This window comes from Oryzihumus sp., from assembly GCF_036391795.1.
In the GTDB taxonomy this organism is placed as follows: Bacteria; Actinomycetota; Actinomycetes; order Actinomycetales; family Dermatophilaceae; genus Oryzihumus.
Map to the genome: position 1 here is coordinate 1 of NZ_DASVZH010000291.1, position 6,812 is coordinate 6,812.

At 74.2% G+C, this 6,812-nt stretch carries 7 protein-coding genes and 1 pseudogene; 5 read left to right on the plus strand and 3 right to left on the minus strand.

From position 1 onward, the window contains the following. On the plus strand, window positions 1-646 hold a 646-nt coding region (locus tag VF825_RS17960), incomplete at its 5' end, for an aspartate-semialdehyde dehydrogenase (RefSeq protein ID WP_331115922.1). A 114-nt stretch (window positions 647-760) separates the two neighbouring features. Here VF825_RS17960 and VF825_RS17965 read toward each other — a convergent pair. After that, on the minus strand, window positions 761-2,128 hold the full coding sequence (locus tag VF825_RS17965) for a sensor histidine kinase (RefSeq protein ID WP_331115924.1): 1,368 nt from the start codon (window positions 2,126-2,128) through the stop codon (window positions 761-763). Beyond that, window positions 2,125-2,781: a response regulator transcription factor gene (locus VF825_RS17970; protein WP_331115926.1), complete on the minus strand. Its 657-nt coding sequence runs from the start codon at window positions 2,779-2,781 to the stop codon at window positions 2,125-2,127. The genes VF825_RS17965 and VF825_RS17970 overlap by 4 nt, the downstream gene beginning before the upstream one ends. Window positions 2,782-2,873: 92 nt before the next feature. Between VF825_RS17970 and VF825_RS17975 the strand changes: the two genes are divergently transcribed. The 3 genes from VF825_RS17975 to VF825_RS17985 are packed head-to-tail and all read left to right on the plus strand — an operon-like array spanning window position 2,874 to window position 5,834. Then, complete coding sequence (locus VF825_RS17975; RefSeq protein ID WP_331115928.1) at window positions 2,874-3,986, plus strand: DUF2092 domain-containing protein; 1,113 nt, start codon at window positions 2,874-2,876, stop codon at window positions 3,984-3,986. Beyond that, window positions 3,983-4,978 (plus strand): ABC transporter ATP-binding protein, encoded by a 996-nt coding sequence (locus VF825_RS17980; RefSeq protein ID WP_414695893.1) that lies wholly within the window; start codon window positions 3,983-3,985, stop codon window positions 4,976-4,978. The genes VF825_RS17975 and VF825_RS17980 overlap by 4 nt, the downstream gene beginning before the upstream one ends. Next, the gene (locus VF825_RS17985; protein WP_331115930.1) at window positions 4,965-5,834 is read left to right on the plus strand and encodes an ABC transporter permease; all 870 of its coding nucleotides are present in this window, start codon (window positions 4,965-4,967) and stop codon (window positions 5,832-5,834) included. Before VF825_RS17980 ends, VF825_RS17985 begins: the two co-directional genes overlap by 14 nt. Window positions 5,835-5,877: 43 nt before the next feature. Here the strand turns inward: VF825_RS17985 and VF825_RS17990 are convergent, their stop codons facing one another. Next, window positions 5,878-6,207: a hypothetical protein gene (locus tag VF825_RS17990; RefSeq protein WP_331115932.1), complete on the minus strand. Its 330-nt coding sequence runs from the start codon at window positions 6,205-6,207 to the stop codon at window positions 5,878-5,880. A gap of 67 nt (window positions 6,208-6,274) precedes the next feature. Here VF825_RS17990 and VF825_RS17995 point away from each other — a divergent pair. Further along, window positions 6,275-6,812: pseudogene (locus tag VF825_RS17995) on the plus strand (hypothetical protein); the annotation flags it as partial.

Consider the following 6,812-nt stretch of genomic DNA (forward strand, 5'->3'; position numbering starts at 1 on the left):
GCTCCACGCCGGCTGGGAGCTCAAGGAGCTCGTCGTCGCCTCCTACCCCGCGGCCTCGGGCGCCGGGCAGCCCGGCGTCGACCGGCTCTACGACGAGCTCGAGGTCGTCGCCGGCCACCGCGAGCTCGGGCAGCACACCGGAGACGTGCGCGCCGCGATCGCCGACAAGCTCGGTGACGACAGCCCCTTCCCGGCGCCGCTGGCCCTCAACGTCGTGCCGTGGGCGGGCTCGCTCAAGGACGACGGCTGGAGCTCGGAGGAGCTCAAGGTCCGCAACGAGTCGCGCAAGATCCTCGGCATCCCCGACCTGAAGGTGTCCGCGACCTGCGTGCGGGTGCCGGTCGTGACCACCCACTCGCTCGCGGTGCACGCGGTCTTCGACAAGCCGCTGACCGTCGACGCCGCCCGCCAGGCGCTCATCGAGGCGCCGAGCGTCGTCGTCCTCGACGACCCTCAGGCCGGCGAGTGGCCGACCCCCGCCGACGTGGTGGGCTCCGACCCGACGTTCGTGGGCCGGATCCGGCAGGCGCTGGACTTCCCGAACACCATTGACCTGTTCGTGTGCGGCGACAACCTGCGCAAGGGCGCGGCGCTCAACACCGCGCAGATCGCCGAGCTGGTCGCCGCGGAGCTCACCGCCGGCTGAGGCGCCCCCACCTCGACCGAACGCACGAAATCCGTCGAATCAGGGCCGTGAACGGCCCGATTCGACGGATTTCGTGCGTTTGGTGGGGCTGGCCCGGAGGGTATGCCGTGCCGGTCACCGTGCGTGCGGGAACCGCAGCTCCACGCGCAGGCCGGGCGGCGGGTCGGCGTCGAGCAGCCGGACCGTCCCGCCGGAGCGGCGGACCAGCTCGCGGACGATCGCCAGGCCCAGACCGGTGCCACCCGCGTCCCGGTCGCGGGCGTCGTCGAGCCGGGTGAATCGCTCGAACACGTTCTCCCGCAGCGCTTCCGGGATGCCCGGGCCGTCGTCGGTGACGGTGAGGACGGCCGCCCCGGCGGGCGCGGACACCGCGAGCACCACGCGCGCCCGGGCGTGCCGCACAGCGTTGTCGACGAGGTTGGTCAGCGCGCGGCGCAGCTCCTCGCGGTCGCCTCGGATCGGCACCGGCCCGGCCCCCGGGGTGACCGACACGGGGACCCGCGACCCGGCATACCGGTCGGCGACATCGGTGAGCAGCGTGGCGGCGTCGAAGGACTCCCGGTGAGGTGGCGCGACGGAGGAGTCCGCGCGGGCGAGCAGCAGCAGGTCCTCCACGAGCCGGGTCAGCCGGGCGACGTCGACGAGCAGCTCGGCGGGCAGGTCACCGCCCTCGCCGAGGCGCTCGGCGACCTCGAGCTGGGTGCGCATGGAGGCCAGTGGGCTGCGCAGCTCGTGCGCGGCGTCGGCGACAAACCCGCGCTGGCGCTCGCGAGCCGCGTCGAGCCGGTCGAGCATGCCGTTGAGGGTGAGCGCGAGGGCGTGGATCTCGTCCGCGGAGGCGGGCACCGGCAGGCGCTCCTCGTGCCCGGAACCGCTGATCCGCTCGGCCCCGGCTCGCAGCTCCTCCACGGGTCGCAGGGCCGAGCCGATGACGCGCCAGGCGATCGCGGCCAGCGCGAGCAGCAGCAGTGGGTAGGTGAGCACCAGGGTCCGCAGCAGCACCCGCTGGCTCTGCGTGACGTCCCCGACCTGGAGCGCGACGACCACCGAGACCGGGGTGGCGGCGGGCCCGGCACGCACGGCCACCGCCCGCAGCGGGCCGTTGACCCCGGCACGGGCGCCCGGCACCTCGGTGGTCTGCCCGGCCAGCGCCTGCCGCAGCTCTGCCGGCCGCAGCAGCGGGGTGAGCCGGTCGGCGTTGACCGAGGCGCTGACCACCCGGCCGGAGGCGTCGACGACCTGGACCACCTGGGCTCCGGCGACCGGGATCGGGCTGGACAGCCGGCCACTGTCGACGAGGGCGACGACGTCGGCGGCGCTGGCCCGTGCCTCGGCGTCGATGGTGTGGTTGACGGTGACGACGAGCACGCCGTAGAGCGCGGCGCTGCCGAGGGCGAGCGCGAGGGCGAGGCCGGCCACGCCGATGAGCAGCAGCCGGGCCCGCAGGCTCAGCCGGCGCAGGCTCGGCGCCCGGGTCCTCATGAGGCCAGCCGGTAACCCGCGCCCCGCACGGTGGTCAGGTGCTCGCGGCCGATCTTGCGCCGCAGGTAGCCGATGTAGACCTCGACCACGTTGGGGTCGGTCAGGTCGCCGGTGTCCCAGACGTGGTCGAGCAGCTCGGTCTTGCTGACGACGCGGTCGGCGTTGCGCATGAGGTACTCCAGCAGCGCGAACTCCCGCGGGGTGAGCTGCACCGGCTCCTCGGCCACGCTCACGTCGCGGGTCGCCGGGTCCAGGCGCAGGGCGCCCACCGACAGCACCGACGGCCGGGCGCGCACGTCGCGCCGCAGCAGGGCCCGCAGCCGGGCCAGCAGCACCACGTAGGAGAACGGCTTGGTGAGGTAGTCGTCGGCGCCGTAGTCGAGGGCGTCGGCCTCGTCGTACTCCCCGTCCTTGGCCGTCAGCATCAGCACCGGGACCCAGTTGCCTTCTGCACGAAGGGTTTTCACCACGGTGTAGCCCGACATGCCGGGCAGCATGATGTCGAGGAGGACCGCGTCGAAGTCGCCGTGCCGAGCGGCCTCCAGGCCGAGCAGGCCGTCGTGCTCGACGTGCACGACGAAGCCCTCGGCGGTCAGGCCGCGGCGCAGTGCCGTCGCCAGCCGCACCTCGTCCTCCACCACGAGCAGCCGCACGGCCCCAGCCTGTCACGAGCCGACGCGTCGGCGAGGCAGGTCCGCCGTGACTTCTCAGGTGCCTCACAGCGCCCCCCGGCCACGATGTGCCCATGAGCATCTTCAGCCAGAGGCCCGCGCTGCGCTGGGCCGTGCCCGGGGTCGCCGCCGTCACCTTCGTCGGTGGCGGCGCACTGGTCAGCACCATCTCCGCCAACGCCGACGCCGGGCTGCCGCCGCGCACCGCCGCGCAGCTGCTCGTCGACGTGCAGCAGGCCCGGCTCGACGGCCTGTCCGGCACCGTCGTGCAGCGCTCCGACCTCGGCATCCCGGCCCTGCCCGGCACCGGTGGCCAGGGCAGCTCCGACCTCGCCTCGATGGTCTCGGGCACCCACACCCTGCGGGTCTGGTACGCCGGCCCGGACAAGGCCCGGCTGGCGCTTCTCGGCGAGCTCGGCGAGTCCGACGTCATCCTCAACGGCACCGACCTGTGGACCTGGTCCAGCCGCGACAACACCGCGACCCACCGCACGGTCTCCAGGGACACCTCGGCGCACAAGGCGCCCGACGCCACGGCCATCCCGAAGACCCCGCAGGAGGCGGCCGACAAGGCGCTCGCGGCGCTCGACCCGACGACCCAGGTCACCACCAGTGGCACCGCCACCGTCGCCGGGCGCTCGGCCTACGAGCTGCTGCTGGCGCCCAAGGACTCCCGCTCGCTCATCTCCCAGGTCCGCATCGCGGTTGACGGGGTCAAGCACGTCCCGCTGCGGGTGCAGGTCTTCGCCAAGGGCGCGGCCGATCCGGCCTTCGAGGTCGGCTTCACCGCCGTCGACTTCTCCCGGCCGGACGCGGCGCAGTTCGCGTTCAACCCGCCGCCGGGGGCGAAGGTCACCGACGCCACCGCCTCCGCCACGCAGAAGATGGGCATGGCCCAGCCCAACCCCGACGCGGCGACCAAGGCCACCCCGGCCAACCGCCCGAAGGTCGTGGGCACCGGCTGGACCACCGTGGTCGTGGCCAACGTCCCGGCCGGCAGCACCGCCAAGCTCGACCAGGGCCAGCTCGGCGCCCTGCTCAAGGCGCTGCCGAAGGTCTCCGGCTCCTGGGGCACGGGCCGGGTGCTCGCCGGCAAGCTCTTCTCGGTGGTCCTCACCGACGACGGCCGGGTCGCGGCGGGCGCGGTGACCCCCCAGGTGCTGTATGCCGCGCTGGCGGCGAAGTGAGTGACCTCGCCGTCGCGTCGCGCGCGGCAGGTGCCGAGGCCCGGGGCGGCGACGCCCCGGGCCTCGACGCCGCCGTCCGCACGTCCGGCCTGACCAAGCGGTTCCACCACCAGGTCGCCGTCGACGGGATCGACCTGCTCGTGCCCCGCGGCGCGGTCTACGGCTTCCTCGGGCCGAACGGCTCGGGCAAGACCACGACGATCCGCATGCTGCTCGGGCTGATCCAGCCCACCGCGGGCAGCCACGAGGTGCTCGGGCTGCCCATGCCGGCCCGGGCCGCGGACGTGCTCCCGCGGGTCGGCTCCCTCGTGGAGGGGCCGGCGTTCCACCCCTACCTCAGCGGCCGGGCCAACCTGGCCCGGCTCGACGCGGCCGACCGCTGCGCCGACCCGGCCACAGCCTCCACCCGCATCGACGCGGCGCTGGACCGGGTGGGCCTGCTCCCGGCGGCGGGCAAGCGCTACCGCGCCTACTCCCTCGGCATGCGCCAGCGCCTGGCCATCGCCGGGGCGCTGCTCGCCCCGCGCGAGCTGCTCGTGCTCGACGAGCCCACCAACGGCCTGGACCCGCAAGGGACCCGCGAGGTCCGGTCGCTGGTGGCCTCGTTGGCCGAGGAGGGCGCGACGGTCTTGGTGTCCAGCCACCTGCTCTCCGAGGTCGAGCAGATGTGCAGCCACATCGGGGTCATGCACATCGGCCGGCTGGTCGCCCAGGGCCCGGTCGGGCAGGTGCGGGCGGGCGCCCAGCCGGGCGCCCGGGTGGACACCGACCGGCCCGAGGACGCCGCCGGCGTGCTGCGCCGGATGGGACTGACCGAGGTCGCCGTCGACCACGGGCACGCCCGCGGGCTCATCGGCACCGTCCCGCCGGAGGACGTCGTCGCCGAGCTGGTGCGTGCCGGGGTGCCGGTGCGCGGCTTCACCGTCGAGGTGCCCAGCCTCGAGGACCTGTTCGTCTCGCTCACGGGGGAGGGCTTCGATGTCAGTGGCTGAGTCGGCCATCGGGGGTGCGTCGGTCGTCCGGCCGCACCGACGGGCGTCGTTGCGGTTCCTGGGCTCGGAGCTGCGGCTCATCTTCGGTCGCCGGCGCAACCTGGCCGGTCTGGCCGTGCTCGCGGCGGTGCCGATCCTGCTCGCTGTCGCGGTCAAGGTCTCGACGCCACGCAACGACGGCCGGGGGCCGGACTTCCTCTCGGCGATCACCGGCAACGGACTGTTCGTCGCGCTGGCGTCGCTGAGCATCGAGCTCGGGCTCTTCCTGCCGCTGGCCGTCGCGGCGATCTCCGCCGACGCCGTCGCCGGTGAGGCCAACATCGGCACGCTGCGCTACCTGCTGACCATCCCGGTGCAGCGCACCCGGCTGCTCGCCGTCAAGTACGCCGCGATCGTCATCTTCACGGTCATCGCCACCCTCTGGGTCAGCTTCGTCGGCTGCGTCATCGGCCTGGCGCTGTTCGGGGGCGGCCCGCTGACGCTGCTGTCGGGCACGCAGATCGGCTTCGGTGACGGGGTGTGGCGCGTGGTGCTCGCGTCGCTCTACCTGGCTGCGGGCTTCGCGTCGCTGGGGGCCGTCGGGCTGTTCGTCTCGACCCTGACCGAGCAGCCGATCGGCGCGACGATCGCGGTCGTGGTCATCAACGTCGCGAGCTTCATCGCCGACTCGATCCCGCAGCTGGGCTGGCTGCACCCGTGGCTGATCACGCACTGGTGGACGTCCTTCGGCGACCTGCTGCGGGCCCCGATCTCCTGGGACGGCCCGCTGCGCGGCCTGACCCTGGCCCTGGGGTATGCCGTGGTGTTCTGGCTCGCGGCCTGGGCCCGGTTCGCGGGCAAGGACGTCACCAGCTGAGACGACCGGCCCCAGGCTGACTGGCGCCCAGGCTGACTGGCGCTCAGGGTGACCGGCGCTTGCCGCCGGCCCACCCCAGCCCGCGGCCGATGCCGGCGCCGATCCCGATGCCGATGACGAAGCCGAAGTCGTACCAGCCGCCGTTGTTGTGGACCTCGTAGATGCCGACCTTCTGGTTGAACAGCGACACCACCCACGCCACCGGCACGATGATCCCCTGCCACACCCCGAGCCAGAAGCCGGCGGCGTCCGGTCCCGGCGCTTGCGCTGCCGGGTCGGCCTGGGCGGCGCATGAGGTCAGGACGACGGCGGCGACGACCGCGACCGCGACGAGGACGGCCCGCCGTCGGACCGGTGAGACAGCACAGGACATGGGACCCACCTCCGCTGCCAGCACAGCGGAACCCCGGCCCCGGCCGCCGGTCCGAAGGTCCCGTTTCGTGCCCGGCGCCGACATGGTCCATGATCGGGCCGTGACCGACCTGCGCCGGGCCATGACACGTGAGCTGTGGGATGCCGTGCACGCCGACAGCGTTGTGCCGTCAGCGTTTCCGGCGGTGGGCGTGCGCGTCGTCGACCGCCCCGAGCTGCTGCCGTCACGCCTGCCGGTCCGCGAGGCCGCCCTCTCGACGGTCACCACGGCGCTCCTGGCGGCGGCCGCCTTCGGTGAGGAGCGCGGCGGCAGCGCCCCGCTCACCGTGACCCTCGACGCCGGCCATGTCGCGGCGGCGGTCCGCAGCGAGCGCTACGTCCGCCGGGACGGGGTGCCCGCCGCGTCGGGGTCGTTCGCCCCGCTGTCGCGCTTCTGGTCCACCGCCGACGGCTGGCTGCGCACCCACGCGAACTACCCCTGGCACCGGGACGCCCTGGTGCGCGCGCTGGGAGCCGGTGACGAGCTCGAGGCGGTGGCCGGCGCGATACGGGAGCTGCCGGGGCAGCAGGCTGAGGCGGCCATCGTCGGGGCCGGCGGCATCGCCG